The sequence below is a fragment of the Arthrobacter sp. StoSoilB13 genome (assembly GCF_019977255.1).
Classification (GTDB): domain Bacteria; phylum Actinomycetota; class Actinomycetes; order Actinomycetales; family Micrococcaceae; genus Arthrobacter.
This window is the reverse complement of the sequence record NZ_AP024647.1, coordinates 1,751,691-1,769,115: the sequence shown is the minus strand read 5'-3', so window position 1 is coordinate 1,769,115 and position 17,425 is coordinate 1,751,691. Positions and strand designations below refer to the sequence as shown.

Sequence of the window (17,425 nt, the reverse complement as noted above, 5' to 3'; positions counted from 1 at the left end):
GGACTTAGCGGGCGGGGTCGCGTACGGTGGAAACATGGCTACAGTTGACATCACTGGAGAACAGTTCGCATCGACCATCGAAGGCAATGACATTGTCCTGGTGGATTTCTGGGCTGCCTGGTGCGGCCCGTGCCGCCAGTTTGCGCCCACTTACGGGGCAGCCTCGGAGAAACACCCCGATGTGTTCTTCGCGAAGGTGGACACCGAGGCTGAGCAGCAGCTCGCCGCCGAAGCCGGAATTACGTCGATCCCGACGCTCATGGCCTTCCGCGAGAAAGTGCTTGTCTTCTCCCAGCCGGGTGCCCTCAACGGCCAGCAGCTGGAGCAGGTCATCGAGGCCGTGAAGGGCCTGGACATGGAAGAAGTCCACGCGCACGTGGCCAAGGCACGTGCCGAGGCCCAGGAAAGCTAGACCAAACGCGGCGAAATCGCCGGAAACGCATTGAGGTCGCCGGGTAAATTCCGGCGACCTCGATGCGTTTCGGGCGTTTCCGCGTTCTTCCAGCGGTTTCGCGACGTGAAGAGCCTAGAGCCGTTCGAGCTGGACCGGCTCGGCAAGCAGCGCACTGAGGGATTCGTTCAAGTCCTGGACGGCAATGCCCTTGGAGTGCTTCTCCAAGGCCTCTTCAGACTCCCAGCGCTCTGTGAGCACCAGCTTCTCCTCGGTGGCTTCGGTCAGTTCATAACGGATGCAGCCGGGCTCGTTGACGACCTCGTCGATCGCGATTTCCAAGGCGAGCTTCACGCGGAAGAACTCGCCGTCGTTGGGGATGAACGTGGCCTGCAGGTCGATGGGTGCACTCATGGATCCAACCCTACCGGGAGGACACGGAGGCGATTGTCCACTTTACGGTTCTGTTGCGCGGACTGTCTTGGTAGCGTTCGGTCATGTTGTCCTACACCGCCGGAGACACTGACGTCCCGCTGCTTGAAGAGACCATCGGTGCCAATTTTGAACGCATCGCAGCACAGTTCCCGCTCAGGGACGCCCTGATCGAAGCAGCTGCCACACCCGGCGGGGACGCCCGTCGCTGGAGCTACGAAAAGCTTAACGACGACGTCGATCACCTCGCCCGCTCGCTCCTCGCCCTGGGCCTTGAGAAGGGTGAGCGCATTGGCATCTGGAGTCCGAACTGTGCCGAGTGGACCATCCTGCAGTACGCCACGGCAAAGATCGGGGCCGTGCTCGTCAACGTCAACCCGGCTTACCGCAGGCACGAGCTGGAGTTCGTGGTCAAGCAGAACGGCATGCGGATGCTCGTGGCTGCGCCCTCCGACAAGAACAGCGATTATGTGGGCATGGCCAGGGAGACCGCGGGTACGTGCCCTGAACTCAGGGAGATCGTTTTCCTCCCCGGAGATCCGGAAGTTGGCCTCTCAGCCGGTGTCCCGGAGGCCGGCCACGAACTGACGTACGCTCAACTCCTGACCCGGGCGGACGGCGTCGGGCCTTCTGCGCTCCGGGACCGCATGGCCGAACTGGATCCGCACGATCCCATCAACCTTCAATACACATCGGGCACCACGGGCTTCCCGAAAGGTGCCACCCTTACGCACCACAACATCCTCAACAACGGCCACTCGATCGGCCGCCTCCTGGGATATACGGAACATGACCGCGTGGTGATTCCGGTCCCGTTCTACCACTGCTTCGGAATGGTGATCGGGAACCTGAATGCCCTGAGCTTCGGGGCAGCAACCATCATCCCAAGCAGGGGGTTCAACCCATCCGCGGCGTTGGAAGCCGTGCAGGACTTTGGTGGCACGTCGCTTTATGGCGTTCCCACTATGTTCATTGCCGAACTTGCGCTGCCCGACTTCGCCACGTTCGATCTCTCCACGCTCAGGACGGGCGTCATGGCGGGGTCGCTGTGTCCCATCGAGGTGATGCGCCGGGTCATCGATGAAATGCACATGGTGGACGTGGCCATTTGCTACGGCATGACTGAGACTTCGCCGGTATCCACCATGACCCGGGCGGGGGACACTTTGGAGCATCGGACCACCACAGTGGGCACGACCATGCCGCACCTTGAGAGCCGGATCGTGGATCCGGGTACGGGTGAAGTGGTGGAGCGCGGCGTCATCGGAGAACTGTGCACGCGCGGCTACGCCGTGATGCAGGGCTACTGGGGCCAGCCGGACAAGACGGCCGAAGCCATTGACGCTGAGGGCTGGATGCACACGGGCGACCTCGCTCGAATGGACGAGGACGGGTATCTGGTGATTGAAGGCCGGATCAAGGACATGGTGATCCGTGGTGGCGAGAACATCTATCCCCGGGAGATTGAGGAGTTCCTGTATCTGCATCCCTCCATTCAGGACGTGCAGGTAATCGGTGTTCCGGACGCCAAATACGGGGAGGAACTGATGGCTTGCATCATCCTCAAACCCGGAGTCTCGACGCTCACGGAAGAGGACATCGCCGAGTACTGCCGTGGCAAACTGGCGCATTACAAGATCCCCCGGTATGTGGATGTCCGCGAGAGCTTCCCGATGACCGTCTCGGGCAAGGTCCGGAAGGTAGATATGCGCCAGGAAGCCGTGTCCCGCCTGCACCTCTAGATGCAACGCGGGGTCACTTACGGCCCATGTTGACGACCTTCATGGGCCTTAAGTGACCCCGCGTTGCTGTCATCGGTATCCGGGCTGTGGATAACTCCGTGCCGGCAGGGCCAAACCGACACACTGGAATGCATGGTCCGTATCAACCCTCTGCCCGACGAACTCCAGTACCGTGCTTTCACGACGTACGAGTCCCGCGAGCTCGGTATCCCAGCAAAAAGGCTCAGGGCAAAGGACATTTCCGACGGCGGACGGCTGATTCATCTGCCAACGGGACGTGAGATTGAACTGCTGGAACGGGCGCGGGTTCTGGCCGCCGCAACACCCGGGGGCCTGGGTATCCCACGAAACTGCCGCACTTCTCACGGGTTTGGGGCTTCCCCCTTGGATGGGCGGGGGAGACGCCATCCACCTGAGCAAACCGCACATCCTCCCGAGGGTCCGCCGTGGCGGGGTGACGGGCCACAGAGTGCGCGTCCACCCCGGTGAAGTCATGGATTTCGAGGGAGTACCGGTTTCAGTTCGTCCTCGCACCTGGCTGGACTTGGCCAAGGACCTGCCGCTGAACTACGTGATCGCGATGGGCGATCAGCTGATCCGTCGCCCTCGACCAGCCTTCGAATCACGGTCCGAACCCTATGCTTACCCCTCTGGTCTGCGGCTGTTAATTCGACAACACCCCAACCTCCAAGGCGTGGAGAAAGCCCGCCTTGCGCTGGACGAAATGAGGGTGGGTGCGGACTCGTATCCAGAAACATTCCTTCGTTTGGCCATGCGGGATGCCGGCCTTCCGGAACCTGAACTCCAGCTGCAGTTGGACCTGCTGGATCCGATGTCACCGAGGGCCGACCTCGGGTACCGGCGGTTTCGAATCGCAGTGCAGTACGACGGCGCCCATCACCTGACACGTGAACAGCAGTCCCGGGACAACCGGCGCGACGAGGCATTTCTCAGAGCGGGGTGGTCCTACTTCAAAGTCAATGCAGACGACCTTGCCGAAGGCTTCGCCGGGGTGATCTCCAGGATCAAGAGGGTATGACCCAACGCGGGGTCATTTACGGCCCTTTGGAGGAGCAAACATGGGCCCTAAGTGACCCCGCGTTGCTTTAAAAGGTCAGTGGCCGCGGTGGTCCTGGACGGTCATCCGCGGGCCGAAGGTGGGCTTCCGGAAGCCGCTCAAGTACAGCATGCGGACCAGCCGCTGCCTTTGTCCGCGCCAAGGTTCCAGCAGCTCCAGCATGCCGGCGTCGTCGATCTTCCGTCCCAGCAACGCATAGCCCACGAACGACGCAAGATGGTAGTCGCCCACGGAGATAGAATCCGGGCAGCCGTGGGTCCGCTGGACCACTTCCGCGGCAGTCCAAACACCGATTCCGGGAATGGTCTGCAGTTTGGCTCCGGCACGGGCTGGGTCCAGGCCGGCCAAACGTTCAAGCGCGACGGCGGATTGCAGCGCCCGCATCACCGTCGCCGAGCGTTGTGGCCCAACTCCCGCCTTATGCCACTCCCAGGACGGAACGGCCAACCATTGCCGGGCAGTGGGAGGTACGAGGAGCCCGGGAGGAGCCGCACTGCCGGGGGCTTTGGTTCCGAAACGGTACATCAAGTACCGGTAGCCACGCCTTGCCTCCAAGGTGGTGACCTTTTGCTCCAGAATGGTGGGCACCAGCGAGTCAACCAGCCGCCCGGTGGAGGGCAGCCGGAGAGCCAGGTTCCGGCGTCGTGCTTCAGTGACCAGGCGCGGGAGAGTCGCATGGAAGACGGGTTCGTCAAAAGCGCACCAATCATCGTCCGCGCCGAGCAGCCGTGGTACGCCGGCAATGGCGTGCTCCGCGCCGGGCCCCCAGGCCTGCGCATCGACAAATGATTCAGGTCCCGGGCCGCCTGCGGAAAGCCGCAGGGTGACAGCTCCTGAAGGAGTAGTGAAGGCCATCCAGAACCCCTTGGGATGGGCCGCGAAAGAGGGGTCGGCATTGCCCCGCATCAGGGGAAACATGGTTTGGTCGAGCCTGTAGGAGGCGCCGGGGTGCCATCGTATGGAAGCGTCTGCCGCGGCCGCAACAAGGGGCGGGGCGTCTGCAATGGTCATGTTTTCATGGTCCCACGGCTGGCTGACAATTCACTCCTGCAAGCCTCTTACGGCGGCCGCTTCCCGGGTCTAGACTCCCTGATGTGGCGCGGGTGGGCCGCGTCCGACCCCCAAAATCCAGGAGCGCAAACCATGGCCGGAATAGTGCATTTCGAGATTCCCACGGATGACAACGACAGGGCGAACACTTTTTACCAAAGTGCTTTCGGCTGGAATCTCAGCCCTATGCAGGAAATGGATTACACGATCGCCATCACTACTCCGTCCGATGAACAGACCGGCAGGCCCAAGGAACCCGGAGCCATCAATGGTGCCCTGTTCCCCCGAACGGACAACCTGAAAAATCCCATCCTCACCATAGACGTGGATGATGTGGATGCTGCCCTCGGCCAGGTGGAATCCGCGGGTGGCTCCATCGTTCAAGGTAAGGACGCCGTCCCCGGCATGGGCTGGTACGCGTACTTCAAAGACACCGAGGGCAACATCCTGGGCCTCTGGCAAACCGACTCCTCTGCCGGGAAGTGATGCTCCGCACGTGGGGCACGGCGGGGCGGACTACGGGCAGGCGGTAACTTTGTACCTATGAAGTACGCCCAGTCTGTGTTGGACCTCATCGGCAATACGCCGCTCATCAAGCTCAACCACGTAACGGACGGGATCAAAGCCACCGTCCTGGTCAAGCTCGAGTACGTCAATCCCGGCGGATCCATCAAGGACCGCATCGCCGTGAAGATGATCGAAGAAGCGGAAAAGGACGGGCGGCTGCAGCCGGGCGGAACCATCGTTGAGCCGACGTCGGGGAACACCGGAGTCGGCTTGGCGCTCGTAGCGCAGCAAAAGGGCTACAAATGCGTTTTCGTGGTGCCTGACAAGGTGGGCGAGGACAAACGGGCGGTCCTGGCCGCATACGGCGCGGAAGTCGTGGTGACGCCCACAGCTGTTGCCCCCGACAGCCCGCAAAGCTACTACGGTGTCTCAGACCGCCTGGTCAAGGAAATTCCCGGTGCCTTCAAGCCGGACCAGTTCTCCAATCCAGCAGCCCCGGACAGCCACTTCGAGTCAACAGGACCGGAGATCTGGCGCGATACCGACGGCAGGGTGACGCACGTCGTCATCGGCGCTGGAACGGGCGGCACCATCACCGGCACGGGCCGCTTCCTTAAAGAAGTTTCGGCAGACCGTCCCGCGTCCGACGGCGGCCGGGTCAAGGTCATCGGTGCGGACCCCGAGGGCTCTGTGTACTCGGGCGGCACTGGGCGCCCGTACTTCGTTGAAGGCGTAGGCGAGGACATGTGGCCAGCCAACTACGACAAAACCGTCCCGGACCAGGTCATCGCCGTTTCGGATGCCGATTCGTTCGCCATGACCCGCCGCCTGGCACGCGAGGAGGGCCTCCTGGTGGGTGGCTCCTCCGGCATGGCCGTGGTCGCTGCACTGGAGGCCGCCAAGGACCTGGACGAGTCCGCGGTGGTTGTGGTGATTCTCCCCGATTCGGGGCCGCGGCTATCTTGCCAAGATCTTCAACGATCAATGGATGCGCTCCTACGGCTTCCTTTCCGGCGGCGAAGAGTCATCCGTGGGCGAGGTGCTGAAGTCCAAGACAGGAGAGATGCCGGACCTGGTCCACATCCACCCGAACGAGACTGTTCGGGACGTCATCAACATCATGAACGAGTTCGGCGTCTCACACATCCCGGTCCTCTCGCAGGAACCGCCCGTAGTGATGGGCGAGGTCCTGGGCGCCGTTGATGAGCGCAGCCTCACTACCAAACTGTTCCGTGGCGAAGCCAAACTAACGGACAAGATCTCGGAACACATGGGGGAGCGCCTGCCCGTTATCGGATCCCTGGAGACCATTTCCGCGGCACGCGAGCTCTTGTCCGACGTCGATACTGTGATGGTCACGTTCGTTGGGGCGCCAGTGGGCATCCTGACTCGCCACGACCTTCTGGCTTACCTGAGCAACTGAGCGCCACGCGCCCACTTCCAACTGTTGAACACTGAAAGAGGAGCTTCCATGTCCGTCAACAACAACGCCGGGTTCAACACGAGGGCCGTCCACGCCGGCCAGGCCTTCGAACCCCGGACAGGCGCTGTGGTGCCGCCTCTGCACTTCAGTTCAACCTACGCCCAGGACGGGATCGGCGGCCTGCGGTCCGGCTACGAATATGGCCGCGGCGGCAACCCCACCCGCGACTCCCTGCAGGAACAGCTGGCGGCACTCGAGGGTGGTTCCGCCGCGTTCTCGTTCAGCTCCGGCCTTGCCGCCGAAGACTCGCTGATCCGGGCTGCGGCCCGCCCCGGGGACCACATCGTCCTGGGCAACGACGCCTACGGTGGCACGTACCGCCTCATCGACCGTGTGCTCGGCGACTGGGGCATTGGCAACACTCCCGTTGACATGTCCGATCTCGATGCTGTGGCACGTGCTGTCGCAGCGAACAAGACGCGCATGGTGTGGGTGGAAACCCCGTCCAACCCCTTGATGAAGATCACCGATATTGCCGCGCTCGCCGCCGTCGCGCACGACGCCGGTGCCCTCCTGGTGGTCGACAACACCTTCGCGTCCCCCTACTTGCAGACCCCGCTGGACCTGGGTGCCGACGTCGTTATCCATTCCACCACCAAGTACATCGGTGGCCACTCGGACGTGGTGGGCGGCGCGATCGTCGTCAACGATGCCGAGCTCGCCGGGAAGATCGGTTTCATCCAGTTCGCTGTTGGTGCCGTTTCGGGACCGATGGATGCTTTCCTCACCACGCGTGGCCTGAAGACCTTGGGCGTGCGCATGGACCGGCACAGCGAGAATGGACAAGCTGTAGCCGAATGGCTGCTGCAGCGTCCCGAAGTTGAGGCGGTGCTCTATCCGGGCCTCCCGGACCACCCCGGCCACGAACTCGCTGCCAAGCAGATGAAGAAGTTCGGCGGCATGGTCTCTGTCCAGTTCAAGGGCGGTGAGGCGGCAGCGCGTACTGTTGCCGAATCCACCTCGATTTTCACCCTGGCCGAATCGCTGGGCGGAATCGAATCCCTCATGAACTACCCCTCGGAGATGACGCACGCATCCGTCAAGGGAACCGAACTGGCCGTCCCCGTGAACCTCTTGCGCCTCTCCTGCGGCATCGAGGAGTCCGAGGATCTCATCGCGGACCTTGAGCAGGCCTTCGCCAAGATCAGCAACGGCTGACACTGTGGCTTCTTCTTCACCCACGGTTGTTTCGGCTGCCCAGCGAGGCTGGATCCTGACCGTCGCAGGCGTGCTTACCCTCGCCGTCGCCGTTTGGTTCCTCTACACGGACTACCAGCCGTTCCTGAACGACTTCGAGGTCTATTTCTACGGCGGCGGCAAGGTTCTCGAAGGCGGGGATCTTTACGCTGTGCGCGATGGCCTTCCGTTTACTTACCCGCCGTTTGCGGCCCTGCTCTTTGCCGGCCTCGCAGCAATGGGTTTCTTCGCCAGCAGCATGGTCTTCATCATCGCGGCCTTGGCTGGCGCCGCAGTGGTGGCGGCCTGGTTGGCACGGCACTACTTCGGCCTGAAGACGTGGCGTTCAGCATTCGCCGACTATCGCTTCAGGACCACGGCTTTGGTGGGAACGGGAGCCATCCTGCTTCTGGGCCCGTGGCGGGACACGTTCGTTTTCGGCCAGATCAACATCATCCTCATGGGCGTGATCCTGGCGGACTTCGCGCTCTACGGTAAGGCGCGGGCGGGCCTGATCCGGTGGCCTGCAGGACTGTTGATCGGCCTGGCCGCAGGCGTGAAGCTCACGCCGCTGGCATTCGGACTGTATTTCCTGGTCCGCCGGGACTTCAAGGCCCTTGGATGGATGGCCGCTGGATTCTTCGGGTCCATCACCATCGCGTGGGCCATCCTCCCGCAAGCATCCCTGGCATTCTGGACCCGGATCCTCCCCGATACCGGGCGCATCGGCGGTCCGGCCTACGTGGACAACCTGTCCGTCAAGGGGCTGCTCCTGCACTTCGGCATGCCGGATTCCACTCTCACCAGCGTGGTGTGGATGATTCTTTCCCTGGTCCTGGCGGCCCTTGCAGCAAAGGTCATTAAGTGGGCCGTGGATGTTGACGAGAACTTCATCGCGGTCTCGGCCACGGCCATCCTGATGCTCCTGATCAGTCCCGTCTCCTGGTCCCACCACTGGGTCTGGGTGGCAGTAGCCCTGCCGAGCATGGCCTTCGCGATGCATCGGGTGCCGTCCCGCAGCGGGCGCATGCGGACGGCAGGGTGGATCATCGTGGCCTGTTCCACGGTTGCTTTCTATATGACGCCGAAGAACCTTGCCGTCTGGGCCGGTGCTGCCGAGTGGGGCAAGGACCCCCAGACGCAGTGGCAATTGATGGTGTCCAGCCTCGGTGTGGTGTGCGGAATCGCGCTGCTGGTGTACTGGGCCCTGGCTTACCGGCCTTCGCGCACGGGCCTCGTTCCAGCCGGGATGCCCGCTGGGCGCCTGGCTTCCTGACCTTCTTTGCCGCGGAGAACTGCGCCGAGCGTAGCTTTCTTTAGAAAAGTCATGTACTTTTGTCCACATGCCCTTACGATCCGACTGGTCCGCCCGCGCGTGCAGCCTGGCCCGCGGCCTGGATGTCCTCGGTGATCCATGGGGGAGCTTGGTCCTGAGGGAGATCTTCTTCGGAAACGGCCGCTTCGACGCGATCAAGCAGCGCCTGGAAGTCGCAGACAACGTTCTCAGCAAACGTCTTGGATGGCTGCTCGAGGCGGGGCTGCTGGCGCAACGCCCCTACCAGGATGGTGCCCGAACCCGTCAGGAATATGTGCTGACACCCAAGGGCGAGGACGCTCTTCCCGTCCTCAACGCCATCATCATCTGGGCAGAGAAACACCTGGACGCCCCCAATGAGGTGTCCCATATGCGGGTGGTCCACACTGACTGCGGACAAGTCACAGCCTCGGCCGACACCTGCACCCACTGTGGCGTCCATCTGACAGCTGCCAACACGAGCTGGCATAGCTTCACACGCAGCGACCATCCACTGCCCCTGGCCGTAGCACCCGTATCAACAACTTCCCCCGAAACGGAGATCTCCGCATGACCGCTCCCGACGTCACCGGAACTCCGGCAACCTCTGCAAGTGTCCCCACCGGCAAGCGACCCACGGGCACCAAACCTGGCCGTCGACCCAGCCGCAGGCTGCACCCTGCCTGGATCGTGGCCGCCGTAGCATTCCTCGCCCTGGTTGGTGCGGCCGGCTTCAGGGCCGCGCCCGGAGTGCTGATGGTCCCGCTGCAGCAGGAATTCGGCTGGTCCACCACAGTGTTGTCCCTTGCGGTAAGCATCAACCTCGTCCTGTTCGGTCTGACGGCCCCCTTCGCCGCGGCCTTGATGGAACGCTTCGGCATACGCAAAGTCACCGCGCTAGCGCTTTGCCTGATTGGCCTGGGCTCAGCGCTAACTGTGTTGGTGAACCAGTCCTGGCAGATCCTGCTCACGTGGGGCGTGCTGATTGGCCTCGGAACGGGATCCATGGCCCTCGTCTTCGCAGCCACCATCGCCAACACCTGGTTCGCCAAGAGCCGTGGCTTGGTGATCGGCATCCTGACCGCCGGCAGCGCCGCTGGCCAGCTTGTCTTCCTGCCCTTCCTCGCCGCCCTGGCGCAGAACCCGGGCTGGCGGGGCGCGTCGCTGCTCATCGCCGCAGGGGCGCTCGCAGTTGTGCCACTGGTCCTGAGGTGGCTGCGGAACTCACCCGCCGACGTCGGGGTGTTGCCTTACGGTGCGGAAGCACCTGGCGCCAGTCCCGCCGGTTCAAAGACCACGACGCCGGGTGTTGCAGTTGCGTCGACGGCTTCCGCAGCAGCCAAGCCGGATTCGGCGAACGCGGCTGTCCGGGCATTGCAGGTCCTTAAGCGTGCCAGCAAAGTCCGCACGTTCTGGGCGTTGGCGGCGGGCTTCGCTATTTGTGGAGCGACAACCAACGGGCTCATCGGCACACACTTCATTCCCTCAGCTCACGATCACGGGATGCCCGAAACCACAGCGGCGGGTCTGCTGGCCGTCGTCGGGATCTTCGACATCGTGGGGACCATCGCATCCGGTTGGCTGACGGACCGTTTCAACCCCAAGGTGCTGTTGGCCGTGTACTACCAGTTCCGGGGGATCGGGCTTCTGGTGCTTCCTCTGCTGCTGGGCTCATCCGTGGAACCGAGCATGATCATCTTCGTTGTGGTCTACGGCTTGGACTGGGTGGCGACGGTGCCTCCGACCGCGGCCATCTGCCGCTCGGTGTTCGGCGCCGATGGCTCAGTGGTTTTCGGCTGGGTGTTCGCGGCGCATCAACTCGGAGCGGCTGCCGCCGCACTGGCTGCTGGTTTCATCCGCGATGCCACCGGCCACTACAACTACGCGTGGCTGGGCGCGGCCGCAATGTGCACGGTGGCTGCAGTGATCAGCGCAACCATCCGCAAGGATGCGGCACGGAAGCAACCCGTGGCCGTCGCCGACGCGCCTGCAGCCCCAACCAACTAGGTCGCAGCTGATGCCGTTTTGAGGCGCCAAAACGGCATCAGCTGCTACCTACTTGGGTGCTCAGCCGCGGAAGGCGCCGATTCCCGTGATGTGCTGCCCAAGGATGAGGGTGTGAACCTCATCAGTGCCCTCATAGGTGCGCACTGATTCGAGGTTGTTGGCATGCCGCAGCGGCGAATAATCCAGGGTGACTCCGTTGCCGCCCAGGATAGTCCGGGCCTCCCGGGCGATCTTGATGGCCTCGCGGACGTTGTTGAGCTTGCCCACGGAGATCTGCTGGGGCTGAAGGTGTCCGGCGTCTTTCAGGCGGCCAAGGTGCAGGGCGAGCATGGTTCCCTTTTGGATCTCCAGGAGCATGTTCACCAGCTTCTCCTGCGTCAACTGGTATCCAGCGAGTGGTCGCCCGAACTGGAGCCGGCTGCCGGCATACTCCAAGGCGGCCTCATATGAGTCGCGTGCTGCGCCCATCGCTCCCCACGCGATGCCGTACCGGGCCTCGTTCAGGCAGGAGAACGGCCCACGAAGTCCGACTGCACCCGGGAGGATTGCCTCCGGACCCAGCCTTACGCCGTCGAACTTTATGTCGCATTGGATTGATGCGCGCATGGAGAGCTTCGGTTCGATCGGCGTGGCCGTTACGCCCGGCGTGCCCGCGGGTACCAGGAAGCCGCGGATGCCGTCGTCTGTTTGGGCCCACACCACCATGACGTCGGCAATTGAGGCGAGTCCGATCCAGCGCTTGGCGCCGTTGAGGACCCAGCCGTCGGAGGTCTCCCGGGCGAAAGTGGCCATCGATGATGGATCCGAACCGGCCGTCGGCTCCGTCAACGCAAAGCAGCCGATCAGTTCACCGGCGGCCATCCGCGGCAGCCACTGTTCTTTCTGCTCCTCCGAGCCCCACTTGTGAATGGCCGTCATCGCGAGTGAGCCCTGCACTGAGACAAAGGTCCGGATCCCGGAATCACCGGCCTCCAGTTCCATGGCTGCCAGGCCATATTCGACGGCGGTGCGTCCGGGGCAGCCGTAACCCTCCAGATGCATTCCCAGGACGCCAAGCTCGCCCAACTCCGGCACGATCTCCCGAGGAAAGACTGCGTCCTCATACCAGCGCGCGATGTTCGGCCGGATCCGCTGCGTGGTGTAATCCCGCACTTTCTCGCGGAGGGCCAGCTCTTCGCTGGTCAACAGGGAATCAAGGGCCAGCACATCCGAGGTGTTCGTCGTTGAATCGCTCATTCCAGCATCCTAAGTGGCTGGATGCACGCAGTGGACGGACGCACCGCGCCACCAGCCGGGTCGGGCCGCCGTCGGGCGTTTAAGTAGTATGTATTCCGGGAGCCACTGGGATCCCCACTGCACAAAGAAAATATTGGGGGACAAAGACATGGCACTGCCCGGCGTCGATTTACAGGCTAAGGCGGAAGCCGGGAAGTCTGCATCCACCGCATCACAAACACTCCGTTGGCTCCCGTGGGCGCTCTTGATCTGGCCCGTGTGGCTGATGCTTGCTGGCTGGAGTAAGGAGGGCCTGGACTTCAGTGTCTACTGGTTCGGCGGAAGCATCCTCAACGAGGCCGGTGCCTCGCCCTCGGACTTGTACGGCCCAAGTGTTGCCGCCGCCGGAGGACCGGATCTTCCCTTTACCTATCCGCCGTTCGCAGCGCTCATCTTTGGCTTGTTGGCACTCTGGCCGCAACCCGCCGCGCTGATGCTGTTCAACGTGGCCGGCGTAGCGATTGCCGGCTGGGTTGGCGCCACCATAGTGAAGTACTGGGCCTCCAAGCACGACTGGCGAACTGCATTGTCATCCGCCCGTGCCCGCTGGATTGCCGGGGCGCTGTTCCTGGCTGTCCTGTTCCTTGGTCCGTGGCGCGAGACGCTGGCGTTCGGCCAGATCAACATCCTGCTCATGGGCTTGATGGCTGTCGACTTGCTGGGCGCCTCCGGGCGTCGGGGGTTCCGTGGCAGCGGCTTCCTGGTCGGCATAGCGGCGGGTATCAAGCTCACGCCCCTTGTCTTTGGCCTGTACTTCCTGATGCGTAAGGACTGGCGTGGACTGGCCAACATGTCCATCGGTTTCGCCGGTACCGTCCTCGTGGCGTGGGTGGTTCGGCCAGCCGAGTCGCTGCAGTTCTGGCTGGAGATACTCCCTGACACGTCCCGGATCGGCGGCGCCGGCTACGTGGACAACCTCTCGATAAAGGGCGCGTTGCTTCACTTCGGCGTGCCGCAGGATTCAGTGACGGTTCCCTGGCTAGCGCTCAGCCTCGGCACGGTGGTGCTCGCGGCCTTCCTGATCCGCGCGGCCAGCTTGCAAGGAGCCCGCGTCATTGCAATATCGACGACGGCACTGACCATGCTGCTCATCAGCCCCGTCTCGTGGTCCCACCACTGGGTCTGGATGGCAATCGTTCTGCCGGCCTTCGCCTGGACCATCAAGGAAACTCCGGGCCGGTACAGGGCGCAGAGAATTCTGATGACCGCTGTGCTGGCCGTTTCCACGCTGGTCTTCTTTTATTCTCCAAAGACCATTGGCACGGCTCTGGGTGCCGCTGATCTCAACGTCCAGACGCCGGGGCTGTGGATCATGGCATCGAGCGCAGGGGTGTTCTGCGCCGTGGCAATCCTGGCCTGCTGGCTTGTGGCGCTGCGGCGGGATGCGGTCCTGCCGGATGGCGTGCCTGCCCGGCTCCGCCGGTGGGCCATGGCACGGCGCTGAACGCAGGCTACTCGCCGCGCACCAGCCCGACCTCGGTGTGTTCACCGGTGAAGAAGCCACGCGTGGCAGGTGCGAAACGGCACACGATGGCCAGCACCACACCCAGGAGCAGAAGCAGGACACCGCTGACAAAGGCTCCGCCGATCCCAAAGATCTGCGTATCACCGTATTCCGGATCCCACATTTGCACCGCTGAAATGAAGAACGCCACAGTCAGCGACACCGCTCCCAGGAAGGGCAGGATGCCGCGGAACCACAGGTTGCGGGCAGAATCCCGAAGCGTTGAGCGGAAGAACCACACGCACGCGAAACCGGTCAGGGCGTAGTAGAACGCGATGAACAGGCTGATGGCACTGATGGAGTCCGCCAGGAGGTCCTCGCTGAGGAAGCTCATGGCCACGTAGTACGCCACGGCAGCCACACCCATCACCTGGGTTGAGAAACCCGGTGTCTGGAACCTTGGGTGGACCTTGCCAAACCGCGCCGGAAGGGCACCGTGCACGCCCATGGACAGCGTTCCCCGGGCTGTGGGGAGGATGGTGGTCTGCGTTGAGGACAGGACCGATGCCAGCACAGCCACCACGATCAGCCAACCCCAGGGACCCAGCACTACGTCCTTCATGGCCAGGAAGACGTCATCCTGGTTGGCTTCATTGCCCAGGCCAATGCCTTCGGTCCCGACACTCGCATACATCATGACCAGCAGCGCCACGGAGACGTAGATTGCCACCAGGACGAACGCCGAGATAACGGCACCCCGGCCTGGAGTCTTCGCAGGGTTTTCCGTCTCTTCGTTCAGGGCCAGGCAGGTGTCCCAGCCCCAGTAGATGAACAGGGCCAGCAGGACCCCATGAACTACGGCGCTGGGATCGGCGAACGCACCCGCGGGGTTGAACCATTCAAGGTCGAAAGGCTGGACGGTGGGGCTGCTGTCGGCTGTTCCAGGCGCGCCACCGGCGATCCCAACAATAATGGCCACCGCAAAGATGCCCAGGGAGATGTACTGGATGTAAGTCAGGGTCCGCTGGACGTGCTCGCCAAGCCGTATCCCGCGGTGGTTCACGTAGGTCATGAAGGCGATGAACAAGACCCCGGTGGCGGTGACCAACCACGTGTTCCCGGCCAGGGAGCCGTCGCCGACCAGCAACCACAGGTACTTCCCGGCAATTTGGGCCAGGTTGGCGAGGACCACGATCCCGGCCAAGGCCACTCCCCAGCCGCCCAGCCAGGCCGCCCACGGCCCAAAGGCTTTGCGGGCCCAGAAGAACGTGGTGCCACAGTCAGGGAGCGCACTGTTCAACTCGCGGAACGCGTAGGCGATGAACAGCACCGGGATGAAGCCAAGGACCAGGATCAGGGGCGTGTAGTTGCCGTTGACGGCAACTATAAGTCCCAGCGTAGCGGCCAGCGAATACACCGGTGCCGTGGATGCCAAACCGAGCATGACGGAGTCGCCAAGGTCCAGGATCCCTGCATGGAGGCCTTTGGAAGGTACGACGACGGTACGGTCGCCGCCCGCTGAACCGCCGTCCGGCGTCGAAATTTCAGTGCTCAAAGTGCAGCTCCATAAGAAGTAGTGGTGGGCGCGGCAGGCGCCGGGGCATCAATGGTGTTGGGAACGAAGCGGCAGAAATAGTCCGTGATGGGGCCATCCGATTCACGGATGCCGCAGCCCACGGACTCGCCGTCCACCACCCACAGACCAAGCACCGGATGGTTTCCGTCGAAGTCGGGGAGAGCGTGGTACTCCTGGAAGCACCACCCTTCGCGGCCATAGCCGCCGGGCTGCTGCAGTTCGATGCCGGGGGCATGGATACGGATGTTGTCGCCCTCGCGGCCATGAAGGGGCTTGGCCACCCATTCCTTGAGCGGGCCAGGATCGCCAAGGTAGGCCGGCAGCAGGTTCCCGTGTCCGGGGTAGAGGTGCCACAGGGCAGCCAGCAGGGCTTTGTTGGAGAGCAGCATCTTCCACGCCGGCTCTACCCACCGGGGGTTATGCGCCCGCGTCAGCAGACGGTGTCCGAAAGGTTCCTTCATCATCAGTTCCCACGGGTACAGCTTGAACATGGTGCTGATCATGAAATTGTCCAGGTCCACAAAGCGGTTCAGGTTCGGGTCCCAACCGATATCCGACATATTGATGCCGATGGTCGTCCACCCACCCTGGCTCGCCACATCCCGCATGTAGGCGGCAGTCATCCAGTCCTCGCCGGACTCTTCGGCCTCCGAATGAGCCACATGCAGTGTGCTCATCCCGGTGCGGAACTGCAGCTTTTTCCATTGCCGGATCAGCGCCTCATGGATTCCGTTCCACTGGTCCTTTTCCGGAAACACATCCTGCAGCCAGAACCACTGGGCAACGGAGGCTTCAATAAGGCCTGTGGGCGTGTCGGCGTTGTACTCCAGCATCTTCGCCGGCCCACCCTTGCCGTCATAGATGAAGTCGAAGCGCCCATAGATATCCATATCCCCGGCCTGCAACGACTCACCGGCAAGCTCCAGCGCCTGTTGGCCGATGCCAATATCTCCCATGGCCCCGGTGGCGAGGAACTTTGCCGCTTCCAGGCACATGAGGTGCATGTCCTCGGCAGTCTTCTCGAGCGTCTCCACCTCGTCCATAGTGAATTCGTAGTACGCCGACTCGTTCCAGTACTCGATTTTGCGGCCATCGGGCATGGTGGTGGTCGAAAACACCAGGCCCTGTTCTTCGATCTTCTTTTTCCAGTCCGGCCTGGGCTCGGAGGGCAAACGCCGCACGCCTAGCCTCCCGAGCTTCCGCCGCTTTTGGAGCTGCTGCCAAAGCCGCCACGGCTGACTGTGCCGCCCTTGGTGCTGTAGCCCGTTGACGTCTTGGCGCCTTGTGGAACTGTCTTCGTGTAGCTCGGGTAGGAGCTGCGGTTCTGTCCCACAGCGGGCACACTGGCTCCCCGCGAGTAGAAGTACCAGGCGTAGATGGCGGAACCGCGGCCATCGGAGCTGCTGTTGTTGCACTGGGAATCGTCCACGCGCTCGCCGGTTTCATCGTTGAAACAGACCTGCGCGTAGTCGGCCTCTTGTTCGCTGCTGGCGACCACGGCCGTGATGGTTCCGGCCAGAAGGGCCGTCACGCCCAGACCCACGACGACGGTGCGGCGCCGGGAGCGCTTCTTCCGGGCCTCGGCTTGGGCTGCTTCGCGTTCACGTTCCTTGGCGAACGGGTCAAGGATCGGGAGCGGATGGCCGGGCGCGGGCTTGGAACGGCCGGGCTGGGAGGAGCCGGGCTGGGAAGAGCCTGGCTGGGATGTGCCGGGTTGGGATGTGCCGGGAGCTTTGTCCGTGTCGTCATTGGCAGGAGGGATCAGCTCGGGATGGAGCTCGGGTTTGGGCACCTGCCACGGCGGTGGCTTGGGCGGATTCTTGCCCGCGTCCGGGCCTTGGCCACCACCTGCAGCACCGCTGCCTGACGCGCCGTTTCCTGACGCGCCGTTTCCTGAAGCGCCGCTGCCTGCGGCGCCTTCGTTCGGGTCCATGTATATCCCCCTGGATAGACCGTTGGATTGTCCGGTG

15 protein-coding genes and 1 pseudogene are annotated in these 17,425 nt (G+C 63.0%); 10 read left to right on the top strand and 6 right to left on the bottom strand.

Features of this window, described 5'->3' with window-relative positions; translation table 11 throughout:
* Positions 1 to 34 precede the first annotated feature (34 nt).
* On the top strand, positions 35 to 412 hold the full coding sequence (locus LDP01_RS08335) for a thioredoxin family protein (RefSeq protein ID WP_224088415.1): 378 nt from the start codon (positions 35 to 37) through the stop codon (positions 410 to 412).
* Between the two features lie 114 nt (positions 413 to 526).
* On the opposite strand, the gene LDP01_RS08330 is transcribed toward LDP01_RS08335, so the two are convergent.
* Complete coding sequence (locus tag LDP01_RS08330) at positions 527 to 805, bottom strand: putative quinol monooxygenase (protein ID WP_224088414.1); 279 nt, start codon at positions 803 to 805, stop codon at positions 527 to 529.
* An 83-nt stretch (positions 806 to 888) separates the two neighbouring features.
* On the opposite strand from LDP01_RS08330, the gene LDP01_RS08325 reads away from it, so the two are divergent.
* Positions 889 to 2,565, top strand: a complete 1,677-nt coding sequence (locus LDP01_RS08325) for an AMP-binding protein (RefSeq protein ID WP_224088411.1) — start codon at positions 889 to 891, stop codon at positions 2,563 to 2,565.
* A gap of 388 nt (positions 2,566 to 2,953) precedes the next feature.
* A complete protein-coding gene (locus LDP01_RS08320) occupies positions 2,954 to 3,604 on the top strand; it encodes a putative endonuclease domain-containing protein (RefSeq protein WP_224088409.1) in 651 nt (216 codons plus the stop codon).
* Between the two features lie 75 nt (positions 3,605 to 3,679).
* On the opposite strand, the gene LDP01_RS08315 is transcribed toward LDP01_RS08320, so the two are convergent.
* Entirely contained in the window at positions 3,680 to 4,654 is a 975-nt protein-coding gene (locus tag LDP01_RS08315; protein ID WP_224088408.1) for a DNA-3-methyladenine glycosylase family protein, read from the bottom strand.
* Between the two features lie 132 nt (positions 4,655 to 4,786).
* Between LDP01_RS08315 and LDP01_RS08310 the strand changes: the two genes are divergently transcribed.
* The 6 genes and pseudogenes from LDP01_RS08310 to LDP01_RS08285 all read left to right on the top strand — a co-directional run bounded on the left by LDP01_RS08310 (position 4,787) and on the right by LDP01_RS08285 (position 11,160).
* The gene (locus LDP01_RS08310; RefSeq protein WP_224088406.1) at positions 4,787 to 5,179 is read left to right on the top strand and encodes a VOC family protein; all 393 of its coding nucleotides are present in this window, start codon (positions 4,787 to 4,789) and stop codon (positions 5,177 to 5,179) included.
* Positions 5,180 to 5,236: 57 nt separating this feature from the next.
* Positions 5,237 to 6,623, top strand: a pseudogene (locus LDP01_RS08305) (cystathionine beta-synthase).
* Between the two features lie 48 nt (positions 6,624 to 6,671).
* Positions 6,672 to 7,841: a cystathionine gamma-synthase gene (locus tag LDP01_RS08300; protein ID WP_224088404.1), complete on the top strand. Its 1,170-nt coding sequence runs from the start codon at positions 6,672 to 6,674 to the stop codon at positions 7,839 to 7,841.
* 4 nt (positions 7,842 to 7,845) lie between these two features.
* Positions 7,846 to 9,135 (top strand): glycosyltransferase 87 family protein, encoded by a 1,290-nt coding sequence (locus LDP01_RS08295; protein WP_224088402.1) that lies wholly within the window; start codon positions 7,846 to 7,848, stop codon positions 9,133 to 9,135.
* 67 nt (positions 9,136 to 9,202) lie between these two features.
* Positions 9,203 to 9,727, top strand: a complete 525-nt coding sequence (locus LDP01_RS08290; protein ID WP_224088401.1) for a winged helix-turn-helix transcriptional regulator — start codon at positions 9,203 to 9,205, stop codon at positions 9,725 to 9,727.
* Positions 9,724 to 11,160: an MFS transporter gene (locus LDP01_RS08285; RefSeq protein ID WP_224088400.1), complete on the top strand. Its 1,437-nt coding sequence runs from the start codon at positions 9,724 to 9,726 to the stop codon at positions 11,158 to 11,160. The genes LDP01_RS08290 and LDP01_RS08285 overlap by 4 nt, the downstream gene beginning before the upstream one ends.
* 60 nt (positions 11,161 to 11,220) lie before the next feature.
* On the opposite strand, the gene LDP01_RS08280 is transcribed toward LDP01_RS08285, so the two are convergent.
* Positions 11,221 to 12,396: an acyl-CoA dehydrogenase family protein gene (locus tag LDP01_RS08280; RefSeq protein ID WP_224088399.1), complete on the bottom strand. Its 1,176-nt coding sequence runs from the start codon at positions 12,394 to 12,396 to the stop codon at positions 11,221 to 11,223.
* A 148-nt stretch (positions 12,397 to 12,544) separates the two neighbouring features.
* On the opposite strand from LDP01_RS08280, the gene LDP01_RS08275 reads away from it, so the two are divergent.
* Entirely contained in the window at positions 12,545 to 13,879 is a 1,335-nt protein-coding gene (locus LDP01_RS08275; RefSeq protein ID WP_224088398.1) for a glycosyltransferase 87 family protein, read from the top strand.
* Positions 13,880 to 13,886: 7 nt separating this feature from the next.
* Here LDP01_RS08275 and LDP01_RS08270 read toward each other — a convergent pair whose 3' ends face one another.
* The 3 genes from LDP01_RS08270 to LDP01_RS08260 are packed head-to-tail and all read right to left on the bottom strand — an operon-like array spanning position 13,887 to position 17,388.
* Positions 13,887 to 15,434, bottom strand: coding sequence for an APC family permease (locus LDP01_RS08270; RefSeq protein ID WP_224088397.1), 1,548 nt, complete (start codon positions 15,432 to 15,434; stop codon positions 13,887 to 13,889).
* Complete coding sequence (locus LDP01_RS08265; protein ID WP_224088396.1) at positions 15,431 to 16,636, bottom strand: glutathionylspermidine synthase family protein; 1,206 nt, start codon at positions 16,634 to 16,636, stop codon at positions 15,431 to 15,433. The genes LDP01_RS08270 and LDP01_RS08265 overlap by 4 nt, the downstream gene beginning before the upstream one ends.
* A 2-nt stretch (positions 16,637 to 16,638) precedes the next feature.
* On the bottom strand, positions 16,639 to 17,388 hold the full coding sequence (locus tag LDP01_RS08260) for a Tat pathway signal protein (protein ID WP_224088395.1): 750 nt from the start codon (positions 17,386 to 17,388) through the stop codon (positions 16,639 to 16,641).
* Positions 17,389 to 17,425 lie beyond the last annotated feature (37 nt).

Bases quoted from the DNA above. Each gene is read 5' to 3' on its own strand.
- LDP01_RS08335 (WP_224088415.1), top strand. From the start codon at position 35: ATGGCTACAGTTGACATCACTGGAGAACAGTTCGCATCGACCATCGAA.
- LDP01_RS08330 (WP_224088414.1), bottom strand. From the start codon at position 805: ATGAGTGCACCCATCGACCTGCAGGCCACGTTCATCCCCAACGACGGC.
- LDP01_RS08325 (WP_224088411.1), top strand. From the start codon at position 889: ATGTTGTCCTACACCGCCGGAGACACTGACGTCCCGCTGCTTGAAGAG.
- LDP01_RS08320 (WP_224088409.1), top strand. From the start codon at position 2,954: ATGGGCGGGGGAGACGCCATCCACCTGAGCAAACCGCACATCCTCCCG.
- LDP01_RS08315 (WP_224088408.1), bottom strand. From the start codon at position 4,654: ATGACCATTGCAGACGCCCCGCCCCTTGTTGCGGCCGCGGCAGACGCT.
- LDP01_RS08310 (WP_224088406.1), top strand. From the start codon at position 4,787: ATGGCCGGAATAGTGCATTTCGAGATTCCCACGGATGACAACGACAGG.
- LDP01_RS08300 (WP_224088404.1), top strand. From the start codon at position 6,672: ATGTCCGTCAACAACAACGCCGGGTTCAACACGAGGGCCGTCCACGCC.
- LDP01_RS08290 (WP_224088401.1), top strand. From the start codon at position 9,203: ATGCCCTTACGATCCGACTGGTCCGCCCGCGCGTGCAGCCTGGCCCGC.
- LDP01_RS08285 (WP_224088400.1), top strand. From the start codon at position 9,724: ATGACCGCTCCCGACGTCACCGGAACTCCGGCAACCTCTGCAAGTGTC.
- LDP01_RS08280 (WP_224088399.1), bottom strand. From the start codon at position 12,396: ATGAGCGATTCAACGACGAACACCTCGGATGTGCTGGCCCTTGATTCC.
- LDP01_RS08275 (WP_224088398.1), top strand. From the start codon at position 12,545: ATGGCACTGCCCGGCGTCGATTTACAGGCTAAGGCGGAAGCCGGGAAG.
- LDP01_RS08260 (WP_224088395.1), bottom strand. From the start codon at position 17,388: ATGGACCCGAACGAAGGCGCCGCAGGCAGCGGCGCTTCAGGAAACGGC.